19 protein-coding genes are annotated in these 17,414 nt (G+C 71.1%); 3 read left to right on the forward strand and 16 right to left on the reverse strand.

Translation table 11 applies throughout. The annotated features are described in order from the left end of the window. Positions 1-78: 78 nt before the first annotated feature. Both ACFYPH_RS29050 and ACFYPH_RS29055 read right to left on the reverse strand, forming a co-directional pair. Positions 79-846, reverse strand: a complete 768-nt coding sequence (locus ACFYPH_RS29050; RefSeq protein WP_354861732.1) for an enoyl-CoA hydratase/isomerase family protein — start codon at positions 844-846, stop codon at positions 79-81. Positions 847-892: 46 nt separating this feature from the next. After that, positions 893-1,120: a helix-turn-helix domain-containing protein gene (locus tag ACFYPH_RS29055; RefSeq protein ID WP_007462679.1), complete on the reverse strand. Its 228-nt coding sequence runs from the start codon at positions 1,118-1,120 to the stop codon at positions 893-895. 212 nt (positions 1,121-1,332) lie between these two features. Between ACFYPH_RS29055 and ACFYPH_RS29060 the strand changes: the two genes are divergently transcribed. Then, positions 1,333-1,932 (forward strand): cadmium resistance transporter, encoded by a 600-nt coding sequence (locus ACFYPH_RS29060; protein WP_387186236.1) that lies wholly within the window; start codon positions 1,333-1,335, stop codon positions 1,930-1,932. Between the two features lie 45 nt (positions 1,933-1,977). Here ACFYPH_RS29060 and ACFYPH_RS29065 read toward each other — a convergent pair whose 3' ends face one another. Beyond that, positions 1,978-3,582: an ABC-F family ATP-binding cassette domain-containing protein gene (locus ACFYPH_RS29065; RefSeq protein ID WP_354861729.1), complete on the reverse strand. Its 1,605-nt coding sequence runs from the start codon at positions 3,580-3,582 to the stop codon at positions 1,978-1,980. Positions 3,583-3,828: 246 nt separating this feature from the next. Here ACFYPH_RS29065 and ACFYPH_RS29070 point away from each other — a divergent pair, with 246 nt between their 5' ends. Next, entirely contained in the window at positions 3,829-4,743 is a 915-nt protein-coding gene (locus ACFYPH_RS29070) for a neutral zinc metallopeptidase (RefSeq protein WP_354861727.1), read from the forward strand. Between the two features lie 68 nt (positions 4,744-4,811). On the opposite strand, the gene ACFYPH_RS29075 is transcribed toward ACFYPH_RS29070, so the two are convergent. The 10 genes from ACFYPH_RS29075 to ACFYPH_RS29120 all read right to left on the reverse strand — a co-directional run bounded on the left by ACFYPH_RS29075 (position 4,812) and on the right by ACFYPH_RS29120 (position 13,405). After that, positions 4,812-5,480: an acVLRF1 family peptidyl-tRNA hydrolase gene (locus ACFYPH_RS29075; RefSeq protein WP_354861725.1), complete on the reverse strand. Its 669-nt coding sequence runs from the start codon at positions 5,478-5,480 to the stop codon at positions 4,812-4,814. Positions 5,481-5,586: 106 nt separating this feature from the next. Next, entirely contained in the window at positions 5,587-6,213 is a 627-nt protein-coding gene (locus tag ACFYPH_RS29080) for a LysE family transporter (RefSeq protein ID WP_354861723.1), read from the reverse strand. Between the two features lie 340 nt (positions 6,214-6,553). Next, positions 6,554-7,063 (reverse strand): metal-sulfur cluster assembly factor, encoded by a 510-nt coding sequence (locus ACFYPH_RS29085; protein WP_387186241.1) that lies wholly within the window; start codon positions 7,061-7,063, stop codon positions 6,554-6,556. Positions 7,064-7,136: 73 nt separating this feature from the next. Beyond that, positions 7,137-7,610 (reverse strand): Fe-S cluster assembly sulfur transfer protein SufU, encoded by a 474-nt coding sequence (sufU, locus tag ACFYPH_RS29090; RefSeq protein WP_355067651.1) that lies wholly within the window; start codon positions 7,608-7,610, stop codon positions 7,137-7,139. Positions 7,611-7,612: 2 nt separating this feature from the next. Continuing rightward, a complete protein-coding gene (locus tag ACFYPH_RS29095; RefSeq protein ID WP_387186242.1) occupies positions 7,613-8,917 on the reverse strand; it encodes a cysteine desulfurase in 1,305 nt (434 codons plus the stop codon). 20 nt (positions 8,918-8,937) lie between these two features. Beyond that, on the reverse strand, positions 8,938-9,711 hold the full coding sequence (gene sufC / locus ACFYPH_RS29100) for a Fe-S cluster assembly ATPase SufC (protein WP_354860398.1): 774 nt from the start codon (positions 9,709-9,711) through the stop codon (positions 8,938-8,940). Further along, on the reverse strand, positions 9,711-10,037 hold the full coding sequence (locus tag ACFYPH_RS29105) for a non-heme iron oxygenase ferredoxin subunit (RefSeq protein WP_234588432.1): 327 nt from the start codon (positions 10,035-10,037) through the stop codon (positions 9,711-9,713). Before ACFYPH_RS29105 ends, sufC begins: the two co-directional genes overlap by 1 nt. Beyond that, positions 10,037-11,179 (reverse strand): Fe-S cluster assembly protein SufD, encoded by a 1,143-nt coding sequence (sufD, locus tag ACFYPH_RS29110; RefSeq protein WP_354860395.1) that lies wholly within the window; start codon positions 11,177-11,179, stop codon positions 10,037-10,039. The genes ACFYPH_RS29105 and sufD overlap by 1 nt, the downstream gene beginning before the upstream one ends. A 97-nt stretch (positions 11,180-11,276) precedes the next feature. After that, on the reverse strand, positions 11,277-12,707 hold the full coding sequence (gene sufB / locus ACFYPH_RS29115) for a Fe-S cluster assembly protein SufB (RefSeq protein WP_354860393.1): 1,431 nt from the start codon (positions 12,705-12,707) through the stop codon (positions 11,277-11,279). Beyond that, the gene (locus ACFYPH_RS29120) at positions 12,704-13,405 is read right to left on the reverse strand and encodes a transcriptional regulator (RefSeq protein WP_354860404.1); all 702 of its coding nucleotides are present in this window, start codon (positions 13,403-13,405) and stop codon (positions 12,704-12,706) included. The genes sufB and ACFYPH_RS29120 overlap by 4 nt, the downstream gene beginning before the upstream one ends. A 194-nt stretch (positions 13,406-13,599) precedes the next feature. On the opposite strand from ACFYPH_RS29120, the gene ACFYPH_RS29125 reads away from it, so the two are divergent. After that, positions 13,600-14,562: a COX15/CtaA family protein gene (locus tag ACFYPH_RS29125; protein WP_354860391.1), complete on the forward strand. Its 963-nt coding sequence runs from the start codon at positions 13,600-13,602 to the stop codon at positions 14,560-14,562. A 142-nt stretch (positions 14,563-14,704) separates the two neighbouring features. On the opposite strand, the gene ACFYPH_RS29130 is transcribed toward ACFYPH_RS29125, so the two are convergent. The 3 genes from ACFYPH_RS29130 to ACFYPH_RS29140 all read right to left on the reverse strand — a co-directional run bounded on the left by ACFYPH_RS29130 (position 14,705) and on the right by ACFYPH_RS29140 (position 17,214). Next, positions 14,705-15,625 (reverse strand): RimK family alpha-L-glutamate ligase, encoded by a 921-nt coding sequence (locus ACFYPH_RS29130; RefSeq protein WP_387186245.1) that lies wholly within the window; start codon positions 15,623-15,625, stop codon positions 14,705-14,707. A 14-nt stretch (positions 15,626-15,639) separates the two neighbouring features. Continuing rightward, positions 15,640-15,975, reverse strand: coding sequence for a hypothetical protein (locus ACFYPH_RS29135; protein WP_354860389.1), 336 nt, complete (start codon positions 15,973-15,975; stop codon positions 15,640-15,642). Between the two features lie 285 nt (positions 15,976-16,260). After that, entirely contained in the window at positions 16,261-17,214 is a 954-nt protein-coding gene (locus tag ACFYPH_RS29140; protein ID WP_363939308.1) for a heme o synthase, read from the reverse strand. Between the last annotated feature and the right edge of the window lie 200 nt (positions 17,215-17,414).

Genomic DNA, 17,414 nt, shown 5'->3' on the forward strand with positions numbered 1-17,414 from the left:
GACCACACACGTCAGGTCAATTCTCCCGACGACTCTGACAACCTCGGTCGTAACCCGGATCTTCCCGTACGGTCCTTACTATTCTCCTCGGCCGGTCAGATCCCGCAGGCGGCGGGTCTGCGCCTCCCGCTCGGCGCGTTGCTGGTCGGCGTGCGACCGCCCCGCAGCGCCGGCGAGCAGGGCCTTGATCTCCACCACCGCGTCGCGGGCCCCGGCCAGCAGGCCCGCGGTCAGGTCACGGACCGCGCCGTCCAGCTCGGCCGGTGGTACGACAAGAGTGGCCAAGCCGATCCGGTCCGCCTCGGCGGCGTCCAGCCGGCGGCCGGTCGCGCAGATCTCCAGCGCCCGGGAATAGCCGACCAGCTCGACGAGGCGCTTCGTGCCGGCCAGGTCGGGCACCAGCCCGAGGGTCACCTCGGCCATCGACAACTTCGCGTCGGCGGCCAGGACCCGCAGGTCACAGGCCAGCGCGAGTTGGAAACCGGCGCCGATCGCGTGCCCCTGCACGGCGGCCACGGAGATGACGTCCGGCCGGTGCAGCCAGGTGAAGCCGGCCTGGAACGCCGCGATCTGGTCGGCGCACTCCTGCTCGGGCAGCGTGGCCAACTCGGCGAACGACCCCGGGCCGGAGGCGCCAGCAACCGCGAGGTCGAGGCCGGCGGAGAACGCACGCCCCTCGCCACGCACCACCACCACCCGGACGTCGCCGGGCAGGTCGCGGGAGAAGTCGCTCATCGCGCGCCACATCGCCGGCGTCTGGGCGTTGAGCACGTCGGGCCGGCACAACGTCACCGTGGCAACCGGCCCGTCGCAGGTCAGCCGAACCCCGGTCGCCTCGGCGGTCACCGGGCTGCCCGGGGCGCGGCGCTGGTGAACGACGCGAAGGGGCGGGTCACGCCTTCTTGCGGCGCCGGGCACCGCCGCGCTGACGCAGCTGAACCCCGGACTCGGTGAGCACTCGGTGAATGAACCCGTAGGAACGGCCGGTCGAGGCCGCCAGTGCGCGGATGCTCTCCCCCGAGGTGTACCGCTTTACCAGGTCCTTGGCGAGCGTCTGACGCTCGGCTCCGACGATCCGGCGACCCTTCTCAGTGCTGGTGGCTGTGCCAGTGGCTGCCATGCTGTGTCCTCACGTCCCAGACTGTGCGGTTCGGATACGGTCCCACCTATTAGACCGCCTCGGACGATCATGCGCCAGATATCAACTCTTCGCCAACCGACACGCTATGCAATGTCAGCTTCCCGATAGAGTGATCCTCGCGATCGGTCCCGGCACACCGTCCGGAAGGGCCACCGCCGAGCGGCGACGCCTCGGCCCGTACGCTCCCGGGCGTGATCGACCTGCTGGGTACGGCGGCCGGAGCGGCGGTGGTCTTCGCCGCCACCGACATCGACGACATCGTCATCCTCACGCTGTTCTTTGTGGCGGCCCGCACCACCGGCCGGCCCCGCACCTGGCAGATCGTCGCCGGCCAGTACCTCGGCATCGGCGCGCTCGCCCTGGCCAGCGCGGTGATCGCCGCCGGGCTGCTGGTCGTGCCGGACCCGTGGACCGGGCTGCTCGGCCTGCTGCCGATCGCGCTGGGCGTCCGCGCGCTGCGCGGCTCGGACGACGACGAGCCGACAACGGTCGTCACCGGGACACTCGGCGTGGCCGGGGTGACCATCGCCAACGGCGCCGACAACGTGGCCGTCTACGTACCCGTGTTCCGGGCTCTCGGCCCCGGCGACAGCGCGGTCTTCCTGCTGGTCTTCGTGGTGCTCGTCGGCCTGTGGTGCGCCGCCGCGGCCTGGCTGGGTGGGCACCGCCGGGTGGTCCGGCTGGTGGAGCGCGCCGGCCACTGGCTGGTGCCGACGATCTTCGTCGCCATCGGCGTGGTGATCCTGGTCAGCTCCGGCGTGCTCGGCCGGCTGGTGGACCTGCTCGGCTGAGGCGGACCCGCCCCCTGCCGCCGCGGGCGGCCCGAGCCGGGCCGGTCAGGCCAACTCGACCAGTTCGAGGAGGTCGTCGCTCCAGGCGTCCTCGTCGCCGTCGGGCAGCAGGATCGCGCGGTCGGGCTTGAGCGCGAGCACCGCGCCCGGGTCGTGCGTGACCAGCACGATGGCGCCCGGGTAGTTGGCAATCGCGTCGAGCACCTGCTCGCGGCTGACCGGGTCGAGGTTGTTCGTCGGCTCGTCGAGCAGCAGCACGTTGGCGCCGGAGCAGACCAGGGTGGACAGCGCCAGCCGGGTCTTCTCGCCGCCGGAGAGCACCCCGGCCGGCTTGTTCACGTCGTCGCCGGAGAACAGGAACGCGCCGAGGATCTTGCGCAGGTCGGTGTCGGACTGCTCGACGGCGGCGGCCCGCATGTTCTCCAGCACCGTCCGCTCCACGTCCAGCGTCTCGTGCTCCTGGGCGTAGTAGCCCAACCGCAGCCCGTGCCCCGCGTGCACCTCGCCGGTGTCCGGGGTGAGCAGCCCGCCGAGCATCCGCAACAGCGTCGTCTTGCCGGCGCCGTTGAGCCCGAGGATGGCCACCCGGGAACCCCGGTCCACCGCGACGTTGACGTCGGTGAAGATCTCCAGCGAGCCGTACGACTTGGACAGGCCGGTCGCGGTGAGCGGCGTCTTGCCGCACGGGGCGGGGCTGGGGAAGCGCACCTTGGCCACCCGGTCGGCGACGCGCACCTCCTCCAGGCCGGAAATCAGCTTCTCGGCGCGGCGGGCCATGTTCTGCGCGGCGACGGTCTTGGTGGCCTTGGCCCGCATCTTGTCGGCCTGCGCCATCAGCGCGCCGGCCTTCTTCTCCGCGTTGGCCCGCTCCCGGCGGCGGCGGCGCTCGTCGGTCTCGCGGGCCTCCAGGTACGCCTTCCAGCCCAGGTTGTAGACGTCGATCACGCTTCGGGTGGCGTCGAGGAACCAGACCTTGTTGACCACCGACTCCAGCAGCGCGCCGTCGTGGGAGATCACGATGAGGCCGCCCTTGTGGTTGGCGAGAAAGCCGCGCAGCCAGGTGATCGAGTCCGCGTCGAGGTGGTTCGTCGGCTCGTCGAGCAGCAGGATGCCGCCGCCGTTCTCACCGGCGTCGCGGAACAGGATCCGGGCCAGCTCGATGCGTCGGCGCTGACCGCCGGAGAGGGTGCCGATGGTCTGGGCGAGCGCGCGGTCCGGCAGCCCCAGGTTGGCGCAGATCCGGGCGGCCTCGGCCTCGGCCGCGTACCCGCCCAGGGCGGCGAACTGGTCCTCCAGCGCGCCGTAGCGGCGGACCAGCTTGTCGCTGGCGTCCTCGGCCAGTTGGGCCTCGATCTCCTTCATCTGCGCCATCAGCACGTCCAGGCCGCGGGCGGAGAGCACCCGGTCGCGGCCGGTCACCTCCAGGTCGCCGGTGCGCGGGTCCTGCGGGAGGTAGCCGATGGCGCTGCGCTGGTCGATCTGCCCGCCGTACGGCTGCCCCTCGCCGGCGAGCACCTTCAGGGTGGTGGTCTTGCCGGCGCCGTTGCGGCCGACCAGGCCGATCCGGTCACCGGGCTGCACGCGCAGCGTGGTGTCGGACAGCAGGATCCGGGAGCCGGCACGCAGCTCCAGGCCGGTGGCAGTGATCATCTCGTGGGACTCGCTCTCGGGGTCTGGAAGGCTGACTCAGGGCACGCGAAAGCGCCGGCGGGCGGTGGGCCCGTCGGCGCGGGGCGGTTCAGCCTTCGCAGCGCGGCACGGGGACAAGTGTACCGGGGCGCGGGTCGAGCGGCCGGGCTGGATTACCAATCAAGATCATCGGGTACCGGAACGCCGTCCGGACCCGGTCCGGCGCTGACGGCGTATCACAGGACATTTCACGCGATCGAGGTCACGATGGAGCTGAACGAGAACGCGCAGGTCGACACCAGTCAGGTAGAGGACATGCGTGGATCCGGCGGAGGCGGCGGGGGCGGAGGCCTCGGGATCCCGATCCCCGGGGGCGGCGGCCGGGGCGGCGGCCTGATCGGCATCATCATCGCCGTCGTGCTGGCGTTGGCCGGTGGCGGGTTCGGGCTCAGCCAGCTCGGCGGCGGAGGCGGCAGCGACCAGCCGGCCGACAACTCCAGCCTGGACGCCGAGTGCTCCGCGAGCGCGACCAAGACCGAGGACTGCCGCAACACCCTCTACATCAATTCCATCCAGGCTTACTGGAAGGACGCCATGCCGAAGGCGTTCGGCGACCAGTACCAACCGGTCACCACCCGGTTCTTCAGCGACAGCGTGAACACCGGCTGCGGTCAGGCCGACTCGGGTGTCGGCCCGTTCTACTGCCCGGCGGACAAGCACGTCTACATCGACCTGACCTTCTACGACACGCTCAAGTCCGAGTTCGGCGTCAACGGCGAGTTCCCCCAGCCGTACGTTCTCGCGCACGAGTACGGCCACCACGTGCAGGACCTGCTCGGCACCGAGGCCAAGGCGCAGGACGGCAAGACCGGGCCCACCTCCGGCTCGGTCCGGCTGGAGTTGCAGGCGGACTGCTTCGCGGGCGCCTGGGCCAACCACGCCACCGAGACCAAGTCGAAGAACAACCAGGCGATCTTCAAGTCGATCAGCCAGCAGGACATCCAGGACGCGGTGAACACCGCCGGCGCGATCGGCGACGACGCCATTCAGCAGAAGTCCGGCCGGGGCAACGACCCGAGCTCGTACACCCACGGCACCGCCGCCCAGCGGCAGAAGTGGTTCGAGCAGGGCTACAACAGCGGCGACCCGAAGACCTGCGACACCTTCGCGGGCAACCTCTGACCGGCGCACCAACGCGCCACCGCGGCCGCCGGGCACCCGCCCGGCGGCCGCCGCCGTCCCCGCCCGAATCAGCCCGGCGGTGGGGCCGCCGGGTCGGAGTCGCGGACCAGGACGCGGACCGCGCGCGCCGCGGCGATCGCCTCCACCAGCACCGCGTGCCGGGGCTCGGGCACGTCGAGCAGTCGCTCCGCGCGCAGCGCGACAAGCGGGGCCAACCGCCGGTCGGCCAGCACGGTGTCCACCGCCCGCCGGTCACCGCCGCAGACCAGCGCCGCCAGCGTCCGGGCCTCCGGCAGCAGGAGCCGTACGGCAAGGTCGGCCGCCTCACCGAGTGCCGCCTTCGCCTGGTTGTCCCGCCGCCGGGCGAAGCGGTGCTGCGACCAGCCACCGGCGGCCGTGCGTCCCTGCACGTACCGGGTGTCCACCTTGGACACCTCCAGCTCCTCCCCCGCCGCGACGCCCACCGCCACCGAACCCTTGCGGGCCAGCAGCAGCCCGAGCCGGCGGGGCGCGGTCGCCGCGGCGACGAATCCGGCCAGGTCGGCGGCGGACGGCGCGCCCGGTGGTGCGTGCAGCTCGGCGGTGGCACCGTCGGGGGCGGCCAGCCGCAGCCCGTACCCCTCGACGGTCGTGGTGGGCGGGCCGTGCCGGTCGGTGAAGCCCTCGACCCAGCGGGCGATCCGGCCGGGGGCCACCTCGACCCACCGGCCGCCGCCGGCTGCGGGTCGGCTGCTCATGATCCGACCGTACGGCACGGCGCCGGCCGGAGGCGGTCGCCCCGCACCTGGTCCCGGTGAGGCGGGCAGATCCAGTGCGGCCGGGAAAACGACGGAGGTCGGGCCGCTATCGACCCAGCAGGACGACGACCGCAAGGCCAGCAATGATCATGCTGGACGCCAGCGCCGTCGCGCGCCGCCCACGCGGGCCGGCCAACAGCCGCCCGACCAGGGTGCCGCCGCCCGCGATCAGCAGCTGCCAGCTCGCCGAGGCGACGAACGCGCCGAGCACGAAGAGCGCCGCGGCCACCGGCCCGGCCTCGGCGGTGTCGCCGCGGCCGAACACCAGCGCCGCGAAGTAGACCACGGTGGCCGGGTTGAGCAGGGTCAGCGCCAGCACGCCCGCGTACGCCCGGACCGGCGTGTCCATCCCCCGCCCGACGCTCGGCGCGGTGGCGGTGGGCCTCGGGCGCAGCGCCCGCCACGCGCCGTGCGCAGCGAGCGCAAGCAGCACCACGGCCGCGACCACCCGCAGCGGCCCGGCGACCGGCGCGATCAGCCCGGCGATCGCCGCGCCGCCGAGCACCGCGATGGTGGCGTAGAACCCGTCGGCGGTGGCCACACCGAGCGCGCCGGCGGCGCCGACCCGGAACGACGTACGCGCACTGAGCCCGAGGACCAGCACCGCGATCGCGCCGACCGGCACGGCGACGCCGTAGCCGGCGACCAGCCCAGCGAGGAACGCGGCCGTCACGACGGTCGGTAGCGGGTCGAGGCACGCCCGGAGCCGGTCCGCTGTCGGCGTGCGGCGGTGGCCGCACGGACAGGAGCCTGCTTCGGGTACGCCTCGATCACCCGCCCATCGTGCGCCGACCGGCCCGATCGGACCAGCGGTTTTTCGTTGGGAGGACCGGTGACGTCTGGTGACCTTCGTCCGGCAGGCGACCGCCCGCGTCGGACGCTTTGCTCTGCTGCCACCAAGGCGACACTCCTGCTAGCTGCAGAAACGTGCGAGCTGTCGAGCTGGCCGCTTGACCCCGACGGAACGAGGGCGCGGCACCCGGGTGGGTGCCGCGCCCTCGAGGATCGGTGCGTCAGACGTTGAAGCCCAGGGAACGGAGCTGGTCCCGACCCTCGTCGGTGATCTTGTCCGGTCCCCACGGCGGGAGCCACACCCAGTTGATCCGGATGTCGTTGACCAGGCCGCCGCCCGGGCCGGTGGTCAGCGCCTGCCGGGCCTGGTCCTCGATCACGTCGGTCAGCGGGCAGGCCGCCGAGGTGAGCGTCATGTCCAGGGTCGCGACGTTCTCGTCGTCGACGTGCACCCCGTACACCAGGCCCAGGTCGACCACGTTGATGCCCAACTCGGGGTCGACTACGTCCTTCATCGCCTCTTCGATGTCGGCGATCATCGCCTTGCTGACGCCGCCCGCCGAGGTGGCGGCGTCGCCGGCACCCGGGGCCGCAGCGCCGTCGGTCGCAGCGGCGTTGGTCGGCGCGGCGTTGGTCGTCGCGGCTCCGTCGGTCGTCACGGCGTCGGTCTGCGGCGCCGCGGTGGCGTCACCGGCCTCCGGCGTCGCCGCGGTAGCGGTGTTCTCGCTCATGCCGTCCCTCCGGTTCGCTTCGTGATGCCACCCGGCACCACAGTGCTGCTGGAAATCGCTCGCTGACGCTCGCTCACGCCTTCACCTCCGGGCCCACGCCCACGCCGGCGCGTGCCGCGGCGTCCTTGAACGCCATCCACGGCAGCAGCGCGCACTTCACCCGGGCGGGGTAGCGGGCGACGCCCGCGAAGGCCACCCCGTCACCGAGTACGTCCTCGTCGGGCGTGACCTGGCCACGTCCGGACATCAACTCGACGAACGCCTCGTGCACCTCGAATGCTTCCCCGGTGCCCCGACCGCGCAGCAGTTCGTGCAACACGCTCGCCGACGCCTGGCTGATCGAGCAGCCCATCCCGTCGTACGAGATGTCGTGCAGCACGTCGCCGTCGGTGGCCACCCGGACGGTGATCTCGTCGCCGCAGGTCGGGTTGACGTGGTGCGCTTCCGCGACCTGATCGGCCGCATCGTCGGCGTCGCGCAGGCCACGGCCGTGCGGATGCTTGTAGTGGTCCAGGATGATCTCCTGGTAGAGCTGGTCGAGTTGCACCATCAGTCGAACACCTTCCGCACCTGCTCCAGACCGCCCACCAGGGCGTCGATCTCCTCGGTGGTGGTGTAGAGGTAGAACGAGGCCCGGGTCATCGCCGGGACGCCGAACCGGCTGCACACCGGCTTGGCACAGTGGTGGCCCACCCGCACCTGCACGCCGAGCGAGTCGAGCACCTGACCCACGTCGTGCGGGTGCACGCCACCCAGCGCGAACGAGATGGTGCCGCCGCGCCCGATCGGCACGGTCGGGCCGAAGATCCGCAGGTCGGGCACCGAGCCGAAAGCGTCCAGCGCGTACGCCGTCAGCTCCTTCTCGTGCCACTGGATGGCCCGCATCCCGACGCCGGTCAGGTAGTCGACCGCCGCACCGAGCGCGACCGCCTCGGCGATCGGCGGGGTGCCCGCCTCGAAGCGGGCCGGCGGCGCGGCGAACGTCGAGCGGGCCATGGTGACCGTCTCGATCATCGAGCCGCCACCCATCACCGGCGGCATCGCCGCCAGCAGCTCACCCCGGCCCCAGAGCACGCCGATCCCGGTCGGGCCACACATCTTGTGCCCGGTGAAGACGATGTAGTCGGCGTCCAGGTCGACCACGTCGATGGGCAGGTGCGGCACCGACTGCGAGCAGTCCAGCAGCAGCAGCGCGCCCACCTCACGGACCCGCGCGGTGATCCGGGAGGTGGCGTTGACGGTGCCGAGGATGTTTGACGTGTGCACCAGCGAGACGATCTTCGTCCGTTCGGTGACCAGGTCCTCCAGGCCCGACTCGTCCAGCCGACCCTGGTCGGTGACCGGGAACCAGCGCAGGGTCGCGCCGGTGCGCTCGCACAGCAGCTGCCACGGGACGATGTTCGAGTGGTGCTCCATCTCGGAGATCACCACCTCGTCGCCGGGGCCGAGCCGGAACCGGGGGTCACCGTCCGGGCGCAGCGAGGCGTTCGAGAAGGCGTACGCCACGATGTTGATCGCCTCGGTGGAGTTCTTGGTGAACACCACCTCGTCGACGCTCGGCGCGTGAATGAACGCGGCGATCTTGGCCCGCGCCCCCTCGTACGCCTCGGTGGCCTCGGTGCCCAGGGTGTGCACCGAGCGCGACACGTTGGCGTTGTGCCGCGCGTAGTGCTCGTCGAGCACGTCGAGCACCTGACGGGGCTTGTGCGAGGTGTTGGCGCTGTCGAGGTAGACCAGCGGGTGGCCGTTGATCTCCCGATCGAGGATCGGGAAGTCGGCGCGTACCCGGGCCACGTCGAAACGCGGCACGTCGTCGTACTGCGGCATCCCCTCGGGGATCGCGATGCTGGTCATCTCGGCAGCGCCTTCCCCACTCAGGCCTTGGCCGTGCCGGCCCCGGCGGCGTACCGCTCGTAGCCCTCGGCTTCGAGCTTGTCGGCCAGCTCCGGGCCGCCCTGCTCGACGATCCGGCCGGCCACGAAGACGTGCACGAAGTCCGGCTTGATGTAGCGCAGGATCCGCGTGTAGTGGGTGATCAGCAGCACGCCGGTGTCACCGGTGTCGCGGACCCGGTTGACGCCCTCGCTGACCACGCGCAGCGCGTCCACGTCGAGGCCCGAGTCGGTCTCGTCGAGGATCGCGATCTTCGGCTTGAGCAGCTCGAGCTGGACGATCTCGTGCCGCTTCTTCTCACCGCCGGAGAAGCCCTCGTTGACGTTGCGCTGGGCGAACGCCGGGTCCATCTGGAGGCGCTCCATCGCGCCGCGCAGCTCGCCGCCCCAGGTGCGCAGCTTGGGCGCTTCGCCGTCGATGGCGGTCTTGGCGGTGCGCAAGAAGTTGGCCACCGAGACGCCGGGCACCTCGACCGGGTACTGCATGGCCAGGAAGAGGCCGGCGCGGGCGCGCTCGTCGACCGTCATGGCCAGCACGTCCTCGCCGTCGAGGGTCACCGAGCCGCCGGTGATCTCGTACTTGGGGTGGCCGGCGATCGAGTACGCCAGGGTGGACTTGCCGGAGCCGTTCGGGCCCATGATCGCGTGGGTTTGACCGGAATTCACCTCCAGGTCTACCCCATGCAGGATCGGCTTGAGCTCACCCTCGGGCAGCTTGACCGACACCTTCAGGTCGCGGATCTCCAGGGTGCTCATTATCGGGTCACTCCATTACTCGGCGTCAGGCTGAGGTAGATGTCGCCGTCGCGGACTTCGACGGGGTAGACGGGGACGGGTTCGGTGGCGGGCAGGCCGGTCGGCGCGCCGGTGCGCAGGTCGAAGCGCGAGCCGTGCAGCCAGCACTCCAGCGTGCAGCCGTCGACCTCACCCTCGGAGAGGGCGACCGCGGCGTGCGAGCACTCGTCGTAGGCGGCGTAGAACTCGCCGTCCTCGCCGTGCACCAGGGCGATCGGGGTGCCGTCGACGTCCGCGCTGATCGCGGTGCCCTTCGGCACGTCCTCGGTGGAGCAGATCCGGATCATCAAGCGCCCGCCTTGGCCAGCCGGGCCTCGATCGCGTCGCCCAGGCGCTCGCGCAGCGACTCCACCGGGATCTTGTTGATCAGCTCGGCGAAGAAGCCGCGGACCACCAGGCGGCGGGCTTCGCTCTCCGGGATACCCCGGGCCATCAGGTAGAACAACTGCTCGTCGTCGAAGCGGCCGGTCGCGCTGGCGTGGCCCGCGCCGGCGATCTCGCCGGTCTCGATCTCCAGATTGGGTACGGAGTCCGCCCGCGCGCCGTCGGTGAGCAGCAGGTTCCGGTTGATCTCGTACGTGTCGGTGCCGGTCGCCTCGGCCCGGATCAGCACGTCGCCCACCCAGACGGTGTGCGCGTCCGCGCCCTGCAGGGCGCCCCGGTAGCCGACGTAGCTGCGGCAGTCCGGCACGGAGTGGTCGACCAGCTGGCGGTGCTCCAGGTGCTGGCCGCCGTCGGCGAAGTAGACCCCGTACAGCTCGGCCTCGCCGCCCCGGCCGGTGTACTCCACGCTGGTGAACTGGCGCACCAGGTCACCGCCCAGGCTCACCTGCACGTGCGTCACCCGGGCGTCCCGGCCGAGCTTGAACTTGAGGTGCTGCGCCTGCACCGCGTCCGGCGCCCAGTCGGCCACGGTGACCAGGGTCAGCTTGGCCCCGTCGCCCACCGACACCTCGACGTTGTCGGCCAGGGTCGCCGAGCCGACGTGCTCCAGCACCAGCGTCAGCTCCGCGAATCGGCCCACCTCGACGAAGGTGTGCCCGAAGGCCAGACCCTCGCCGCCGTCGCCGACCACCCGCACGCTCACCGGGGCGCCCACCACGACATCGCTCGCCACCGAGAGCAGCAGCGCCTGCCCGGCGCCGCCGTACGCGAGCGCGCTGACCCGGTCGACCGGGGTGAGCACGCTGCCCACCCGCGGGTCGTCGGTGCCGATGCGCTCGATGGCCACGCCCTCGGGCAGCTCGCCGTACTCGTGCCGGACCGTGCCGGCACCGGCCTGGGCGTCGCCGCTGAGGCCGCGCAGCCGCTTGAGCGGGGTGAAACGCCACTCCTCCTCCAGGCCGGTGAGGGCCGGGAAGTCGGCGACGTCGTACGAGCGCAGCGCCTGCGACTTGGTGCTGGGCGGCGCGGAAGCCTGGGTAGTCATGTCTTCCTTGGTCTGTCATGAATCGGAGGGTCAAAGCGGGCTGGACCGGACCCGGCGTACCGGGTCCGGGCCCGTCCGTGGCCGGGCGGCGGCGGCGTCAGCCGACCGCGCCCTCCATCTGAAGCTCGATCAGGCGGTTCAGCTCCAGGGCGTACTCCATCGGGAGTTCCTTGGCGATCGGTTCGATGAAGCCACGAACGATCATGGCCATCGCCTCGTCCTCGCTCAGGCCCCGGCTCATCAGGTAGAAGAGCTGGTCGTCGCTGATCTTGGAGACGGTCGCCTCGTGCCCCATCGACACGTCGTCCTCGCGGATGTCGACGTACGGGTAGGTGTCCGAGCGCGAGATGGTGTCGACCAGCAGCGCGTCGCACTTGACCGTGCTCCGGCTGTGGTGCGAGCCCTCCAGCACCTGCACCAGACCGCGGTACGAGGTGCGGCCGCCGCCACGGGCGATCGACTTCGACACGATCGTCGAGGAGGTGTGCGGCGCGGCGTGCACCATCTTGGCGCCCGCGTCCTGGTGCTGGCCCTCGCCGGCCATCGCCACCGAGAGCACCTCGCCCTTGGCGTGCTCGCCGGTCATGTAGACCGCCGGGTACTTCATGGTCACCTTGGAGCCGATGTTGCCGTCGACCCACTCCATGGTCGCACCCTCGTGGCAGACGGCGCGCTTGGTGACCAGGTTGTAGACGTTGTTCGACCAGTTCTGGATGGTCGTGTACCGGCAGCGCGCGTTCTTCTTGACGATGATCTCCACGACCGCGCTGTGCAGCGAGTCCGAGGAGTAGAGCGGCGCGGTGCAGCCCTCGACGTAGTGCACGTACGCGCCCTCGTCGACGATGATCAGCGTCCGCTCGAACTGGCCCATGTTCTCCGTGTTGATCCGGAAGTAGGCCTGCAGCGGGATGTCCACGCGCACGCCCTTCGGCACGTAGATGAACGAGCCGCCGGACCACACGGAGGTGTTCAGAGCGGCGAACTTGTTGTCGCCGACCGGGATGACCGTGCCGAAGTACTCCTTGAAGACGTCCTCGTGCTCGCGCAGCGCGGTGTCGGTGTCCAGGAAGAGGACGCCCTGCTCCTCAAGGTCCTCACGGATCTTGTGGTAGACGACCTCGGACTCGTACTGCGCCGCGACACCGGCGACCAGCCGCTGCTTCTCCGCCTCCGGGATGCCCAGCCGGTCGTAGGTGTTCTTGATGTCCTCGGGCAGGTCCTCCCAGCTGGTGGCCTGCTTCTCGGTCGACCGCACGAAGTACTTGATGTTGTCGAAGTCGATGCCGGTGAGGTCCGCGCCCCAGGCCGGCATCGGCTTGCGGCCGAACAGCCGCAGACCCTTGAGGCGCAGGTCGAGCATCCAGGCCGGCTCGTTCTTCTTGGCCGAGATGTCCCGCACCACCGCCTCGTTGATGCCGCGCTGGGCGACCGCCCCGGCGGCGTCCGGGTCGGACCAGCCGTACTCGTAGCGACCCAGGGCGGCGAGCTGCTCTTCCTGGGTCAGGGGCTGGACGATCTGCTCGGTCATCTATCTGTCCTCACAGTGGTGACGGGATTACCGGATTGGGCGCGGCCCGGCTGGGTCGGGATGTGCGTGGTGCACACCCCGTCGCCGTGCGCGATGGTGGCCAGGCGTTGTACGTGGGTGCCGACCAGACGGGAGATCACCGCGGTCTCGGCCTCGCACAGCTGGGGAAACTCGGCGGCCACGTGCGCCACCGGGCAGTGGTGCTGGCAGAGCTGGCCGCCGGAGGCGATCGTGGTCGCGTTGGCAGCGTAACCCTCGGCGGTGAGCGCTCCGGCGAGTGCCTCAGCTCGCGCGAGGGGGTCGTCGCCGGCGTCCTCCATGGCGGCGCGGCAGCGCGACTCCAGCGCGGACACCTGCTCGGTGGCGAACGCCTCGACCGCGTCCGGGCCTCCGCTGCGGGCGATCCAGCGCAGCGCGGCGGTGGCCATGTTGTCGTAGTGGTGTGTGCCACAGCGGACCCGGGCCGCCTCGGTGAGCACGAAGACCTTGGCCGGACGCCCCCGACCGCGGCTGCCCTGCACCGTCTGCTCGCGGGCGACAACGTCACCGTCGGCGAGCATCGCGTCCAGGTGCCGGCGGATCGCCGCCGGGCTCAGGCCGAGCGCCAGACCGAGCTGCGCGGCGGTGGTCGCGCCCCGCTCCAGCAGCAGCTGGGTGACGCGGTCCCGGGTGGAGATCTCTGTCGCGGCGCCGCCCAGCGCGGACGACGAGGCCCCGACGAGGGCGGACGCGGACGCGCCGACGGCCTGGGCAGCCGTCGGCTGGTGCCCGGAGAGCGCCGCCGCGTTTTTCACAACACCAACGTTACGTAATTACCCGGAGGGTGGCAAACCCGGGCCCCGGTGATCCGAACCACCGACCCTGCGGAGTCGGACGAACCTCGATCACTACGGTGCGTAGGATTTGCGCCGTGAACCGCATCGTCCGTCCGGTCTCCGGTCTCCTGCTGCGCCGCCTCGCGCTCGCCTCGATCATCGCGAACGTCGGCATCGTCGTCACCGGCGGGGCGGTCCGGCTGACCGCCTCGGGCCTCGGCTGCCCCACCTGGCCCCGGTGCACCGACGATTCGTACGTCACCACGCCCGAGATGGGCGTGTACGGGGTGATCGAGTTCAGCAACCGGATGCTGACCTTCGCGGTTGGCCTGATCGCGCTGGCCACCGTGCTGGCGGTCCTGGCACACCGGCCGCGCCGCCGCGGGCTGCTGACCCTCGCCGTCGCCGTCTTCCTGGGCATTCCCGCCCAGGCGGTGATCGGTGGCATCACGGTGCTCACCAACCTCAACCCGTGGGTGGTCGGGCTGCACTTCCTCGCCTCGATGGCGGTGATCGCCGCCGCGTACGCCCTCTGGCGGCGGGTCGACGAACCGGACGCCCCGACGGTCGCCGTGGTGCCCTCGCCCCTGCGCACGTTGGCCCGGGTCACCACGGGCGTCACCGTCGCGGTGCTGGTGATCGGCACCTGGGTCACCGGCAGCGGCCCGCACGCCGGCGACCACGGCGCGGCCCGCAACGGACTGGACCCGGAGTCGATCTCCCAGGTGCACGCCGACGGCGTCTTCCTGCTGATCGGCCTGTCGGTGGCGTTGATCTTCGCGTTCCGCGCGGTCGGCGCGGCCCGGGCCACCCGGGCCGCCGTCGTCCTGCTCGCGGTGGAGCTGGGTCAGGGGCTCATCGGCTTCGTGCAGTACTTCACCCAGGTGCCGGCGGTCCTGGTCGGCGCGCACATGCTCGGCTCGTGCCTGGTGCTGCTGGCCGCCCTCGCCGTGCAGTGGTCCACCCGCGAACGCCGCCCGGCCGCCCCGGCGCCGCAGGCCACCGCGACCGAGGCCGAAGCCGTCCCGGTCACCGCCTGAACCCCCGCGCCCGCGCGACATCGGAGATGTCGCGGTGCGCTTGTCACGATCATGCTCGATCCAGGAAGTAGTGGCATCGCCAGCACGCCGATGCCACTACTTCCATGATGGTGCGCAGACGTCGGCGCGGAGGCTCGGCGGGTCAGGCTCGGCGGGCCAGGTGGGTGGCGATCGCGGTGGCGAGGCGGTCGGGGGCGCCGTCGGCGTACCCGATGAAGAGCGACGGCTCGGTCAGCTCCAGTTCCACCAGGACCGGGTCGCCGTCCGGGCCGGGGATCAGGTCGACCCGGGCGTAGAGCAGTTGACGCGTGCCACCGGGCACCGCCGCGAGGGTCCGCTCGGCGACCGCCAACTGCTCGGGCCGCGGGGCGCGGGGCCTGATCTCCTCGGCCTTGTAGAGGCCGTCCGGGCCGAGATCCGGGCCGGTCAGCATCGGACCCTTGCGGATGGCGTGGCTGTACGCGAGCCCGTCCGGGCCGGCCAGGAAGAGCAGTGCGGTCTCACCCTCGCTGTCGACGGCGCTCAGGTACGGCTGGACCATGGTCGTCCGGCCGGCGGTGGAGAGGCGGCGTACGTGGGCGTGAGCCAGGTCGCGGTGCTCCGGGTCGGCCAGGTCGTACCGGCCGGTGTCCTGACTGCCGGCGCTGACCGAGGGCTTGAGCACGTACTCGCCCGTCTCGGCGGGCGGCGACCAGCTCTCGCCCGGCTCGACCCAGGACGTCGGCACGGTCGGCACCCCGGCGGCGCTCAGCTCGGCCAGGTAGCGCTTGTCGGTGTTCCACCGCACCACGTCGGCCGGGTTGACCAGGGTGGGCACCGACGCGGCCCAGGCGACGAACTCGTCGCGGCGCAGGGCGTAGTCCCACGGTGAGCGGAGCACGACGAGGTCGTACGAGGACCAGTCGGCGTCGGGGTCGTCCCAGACGACCGCCTCGGCGGCGATCCCCCGGGCGGTGAGCGGGTCGAGGACGAGGCGGTCGTCTGGGTCGAGGTCGACCAGATCGGCGCAGGTGACGAGAGCGACCCGGGGTTCCCCCCGGGTCGACTGGTGGTGGTTGGTCAATTCAGCTCTCTATCTCAACGGGCCATCGTGCGCCGGGCCATCGACCGCCAGAGGTCGTTGCTCGGTCGCATCTGGTCCATCAGTTCACGCTCCCAGGCGTTCTCGACGGTGACTCCCGCCTTGGCGCACGCCTCCCGGGCGGTGACGGTGTCCTCGGCGAACTGGTCGCCCCACTCACCATCGGCACCCACGAGGACGATCCGTGCGCCGCGCTTACCGACGTACTCGATGACGGCCTTCGCGCCGCCGTGCCCGGCGGCGAACGACCGGAGGCCCGCGACCAGGCCGTGCGGGGCCTGCTCGCCGGCGGTCTGCTCGGCCGTCAGCGTCGTATCGGAACCATCTGCCATGACGCGAAGCCTAAGCAGAGTTGCACTCACGCGTGCGAGAACCATGAACCTTTTGTGATGCCAATTACCTCTAGGTTTCAGGAAGGCCACAGGCTTCCTGTCCGGTTATATCCGGACTTTCCCGCACTAACCACTCGGGCAAATCAGGGTCCAGTGCCCGCAGGTTGAGTCGATCCGACTCATGCCGAAAGTTACTCTCATGTGACATTAAACCCGGACAACTCATCCACGACCATGATTAGTCTGCGGATTTCCGCAGCGTCGTGGGACGTCCCGCGACGCGGGTCAGATCAGCGCGTCGAGCGCGACGGCCACGAAGACGATGGTCAGGTACGTCGTCGACCAGTGGAACAGCCGCATCGGCTTGACCGCCTCGCCGCGGGTCGCCCGCCGGCAGAGCCGGTGCGCCTCGACCAGGAAGATCGCGCCCACCACCAGCGTCGGTACGCCGTAGATCGCGCTGAGGCCCAGCGGCCAGACCGCGAGGGAGGTGAGCACGGTGAGCCACGCGAAGATCAGGATCTCGGCGTTCACCCGGCGGGTGGAGGCCACCACGGGCAGCATCGGGATGCCGGCGCGGGCGTAGTCGTCCTTGTACTTCATCGCGAGCGGGTAGAAGTGCGGCATCTGCCAGAAGAAGACCACCGCGAACAGGCCCCAGGCCGCCGGGGCGAGCCCGCCGGTGACCGCCGCCCACCCGATCAGCACCGGAGCGGCACCGCAGGCGCCACCCCAGAACGTGTTCGTCGAGGTGGAGCGCTTGAGCCAGAGGGTGTAGACGACGTCGTAGTAGACGATCGCGGCGAGCGTCAGCCCGGCGGCGAGCAGGTTGGTGAACAACGCCATCAGAACGATCGAGATCGCCGCCAGCACCAGACCGAAGACGAGCGCGCTGCGCGGCGACACCGTGTGCGCCGGCAGCGGACGCCGCTTGGTCCGCCGCATCAACTGGTCGATGTCCCGGTCGATGTAGCAGTTGAGCACGCTGGCCGCCCCCGCGGCGAGCGAGCCACCGATGAGCACCACGGCCATCAGCCACAGCGACGGCAGTCCGCCGTCGGCGAGCATCATCGCCGGGACGGTGGTGACCAGCAGCAACTCGACGATGCGCGGCTTGGTGAGCGCCACGTACGCCGACACGATCGCGCGCACGTCCCGCCGCGCCACCGGACCCTCGGCCGCCCGTACCGGGGGCTGCCCGGTGGGGTTGCTCGCGGGGCGCTCGGTGATCATGCTCACGGATTGCCACCTTCCGGCATCGGCACGGGGAGATCGAGTCGGCCGCGCCCGCTCGGGGGCCGCACACCGACCCACACACTACGCGTTGTCGTTTTGGCTGCCCGGCCGACCCGACAACGGTGCGGGCCGTCACACCACCGGGTTGAACGTCTGGGCGCAGAGTCACGTACTGCACACCATGCGGAGATCCCCGGGCGCAC

It is taken from the genome of Micromonospora sp. NPDC005252 (genome assembly GCF_042872475.1).
Classification (GTDB): domain Bacteria; phylum Actinomycetota; class Actinomycetes; order Mycobacteriales; family Micromonosporaceae; genus Micromonospora.